The following is a 2,867-nucleotide window of genomic DNA, read 5'->3' on the forward strand; positions in this document are numbered from 1 at the left end:
GGGCCCGGGGGAGCGGCGCCCGCCCGCCGCGCCACGGGCCGGGGCTCGGCAGCCGGAGGCGCCGGGCGTCACCGCGAGGCAGGACCAGCCGGTCGCCCGCGTCGCCCGCAACCACCTGCTGCTGGCGCTGGCCGGCGTGGCGGCGGTGCTGGCGCTGCTCGGCGCCCGTTAGGGCGGTTTCCGGTCGCCAATGGCTCACGGCAACCGCTCTCGTCATCCGAAGCCGCGAGCAGCTTCACCCGATCAGATGAGCCCACCTGATCGGGATCTGCTCCAGGGAAGGCCGTCGCGGCGCGACGGCGCCCGGGCAGGACGCGGCATGGTCCCGCGGGGCCTCCCCGGGCGCCGCACCTCGCCGGGCGGAGCGGGGCGACCGGATGGCAGGCCCGGGGAGGGGGCGCGTCCCGGCGGTGCCGCGTCGCCGGCGGCGGCTCATGCGGGTCAGCACAAAGGCCGACCGGCATCGTCATTGGGCCTGGCGCGCCGCCGCCACGCCTAGCCTGTGCGCGATCCCGGCAGGCCGGGGTCAGGACGCCTGCCCGCCGGGATCAGAACCGCACCTCCGGCCTGGCCCGCGCCTCCGCCGGCGCCTCGAAGAATGTCTCCGCCGCGAAGCCGAAGGGCCCCGCCAGCAGGGTGCCCGGCAGGGTCTGGATGCGGTTGTTGTAGTCCAGCACGGCGTCGTTGAAGAATTGCCGGGCGAAGGCGATGCGGTTCTCCGTCGTCGCCAGCTCCTCCTGCAGCGCCCGCATGTTGTCGCTCGCGCGCAGCTCCGGCACCGCCTCGGCCAGGGCCAGCAGCCCCTGCACCTGCCGGCCCAGCGCCGCCTCGGCCGCCGCGCGCGCCGGCACGTCGCCGCCGGCCGCGGTGGCCTGCGTCCGCGCCGCCAGGATGCGGTCGAAGATGCCGCTCTCGTGCTGCATGTAACCCTTCACGCTCTCGACCAGGTCGGGGATCAGGTCGCTGCGGCGCAGCAGCTGCACGTCGATCTGGCTCCAGGCATTGCGGACGCGGTTCCGCGCCGTGACCAGCCCGTTGTAGAGCCAGGCCAGCAGCAGGATCAGCAGGAGGACGGCGCCGAGGATCCACCAGAGGCTCATGCGGCTTCCTTCAGAGCGAGAGGACGAGGCGCGCCAGCGCGACCCCGCCGAGGAGGGAGAAGAAGGACGCGCCCAGCAGCATCAGGGTGACGAGGCCGGCGAGCGCGGCGAAGAGCGGCACCAGCAGGGCCAGCAGGGCCAGCACCAGCCAGCGCCGCCAGCCGGTGATCTGCCGCATCTGCCGCAGCGTTGCCCGCCACCCCGCTTCCGCCGCCGGCCCGGCGCCGAGGGCCGACAGGCGCCAGAGCCGCTTGCCGATGCGCGGCGTCAGCGCGGCGACCATGTTGGCGCGGTTGCGGAAGCCCGCCTCCTCCCGTGCCAGGGTGGGGACGTGGAAGAAGCCCAGCTCCTGCAGCGCGCCGCCGGGCGGCATCCCGTCGGCGTCGATCCGCCGCAGGGCGGCCGCCAGCGCCTCCGGGTCGCGCAGCAGCCGCACCGCCGCGGCATCGGCCAGGTAGCGCCGCGCCCGCCACAGCCAGCCCAGCGGCCAGCCGAAGACGAAGAGCATCCAGAAGGACACCAGCAGCTTCTGCACCAGGGTCAGCAGCATCCAGGGCAGCAGCGGCAGGACCAGCAGCGCCCCCAGCGGCGGCCAGCGCTCGCCGAGGCTCATGACCCGCATCATCGCGTCCATGGAGTCCGGGCTGAGGCTGCCGGCGAGGTTGCCGCGCAGCCGTTCCGCCCGCGCCGCCGGCAGCGCGCCGGCCAGGGCCAGCAGCAGGTCCCGCAGCGCCGCCCAGGCGCCGCGGCGGAAGGGCAGGTCGAAGACCAGCACCAGCACGCCGAGCGTGCCGAACACCGCCTGGATGGCGGCGGCCAGCCGCAGGTCGCCATCGCCGGCGGCGGCGACGAGATGCGCGACGACGCCCTGCGTCTCCCGCCGGTCCAGCCGGTCCAGCAGGCCGCGCGTGGCGATCACCGCCGCGTCCCGGTGGGACGCGCCGAAGACCGCGGCATTGGGCTGCGGCGCATCCAGCAGCAGCAGGCGCGGCGCGGGCAGCCCGGCGGCCAGGGACAGCTCGGCCAGGATGTTGCCGAGCTGCGTTTCCTCGGCATCGCCCGGCCGCGGCGGGCGGGCGCCGAGATCGGCGGCGGCGGAGGCGATGGCGCTGCGGCGGTAGAAGCGGGCCAGCCCGGCCCAGACCAGCACGGCCAGCCCGATGCCGGGCAGCAGCAGCGACGCGCCGCCCAGCATCGGGCGCAGCGCGGCCAGCACGCCCAGCGGGCCCTCCGCCCTGTCCAGCAGGTCCAGCCCGCGCGAGACCTGCGCCAGGTTGCCGTCGATCCAGAGGTTCAGGGCCTGCAGCGCGCCGAGCATGGTGGCGGGCGCCAGGCCGAGCCAGGCGAGCCCCTTCATCCCGAGCGCGAGCAGCAGCAGCAGCAGCGGCCCGGTGACGGTGCTGAGCACCGCGCCCAGCCCGGCGGCGAGGCCGAGGCAGAGCAGGGCCCAGAGCCGCCCATGCCAGCGCCGCCTCGCCTGCTCGGCATGGAAGGTCGTGCGGTCGGGCAGGGCGTCGGCAAGACCGGGCATCGTTCCGGCTTACACCCGCCGGCCCTGCCGCGCGGTGCGGTGCCGCATTCGTGACGCTGCCGCGATGCCGGCGCGGCCGCCGTGTTCCGACGCAGGCGCAAGCCGGTCCGGCCGATGGCGCCTGGGGCGGCGTCACGCGGCGCGGCATCCATGCCGCGCCGCGATGCGCCCCGGTCGATGGCGCGCGGCGCGGCGCCCTGCGGTCCCGCCGCGCCGCGATCCGCCCGGGCGCGGCG

The 2,867-nt window shown here is 76.4% G+C and carries 2 protein-coding genes; both read right to left on the bottom strand.

All coding sequences use genetic code 11. The features are described from left to right. Window positions 1-548: 548 nt before the first annotated feature. Entirely contained in the window at window positions 549-1,100 is a 552-nt protein-coding gene (locus tag E2C05_RS30700; RefSeq protein ID WP_133223406.1) for a LemA family protein, read from the bottom strand. Window positions 1,101-1,110: 10 nt separating this feature from the next. After that, entirely contained in the window at window positions 1,111-2,631 is a 1,521-nt protein-coding gene (locus E2C05_RS30705; RefSeq protein ID WP_133223407.1) for a M48 family metalloprotease, read from the bottom strand. Window positions 2,632-2,867: the final 236 nt, after the last annotated feature.

The organism is Paracraurococcus ruber (assembly GCF_004353985.1).
In the GTDB taxonomy this organism is placed as follows: domain Bacteria; phylum Pseudomonadota; class Alphaproteobacteria; order Acetobacterales; family Acetobacteraceae; genus Paracraurococcus; species Paracraurococcus ruber.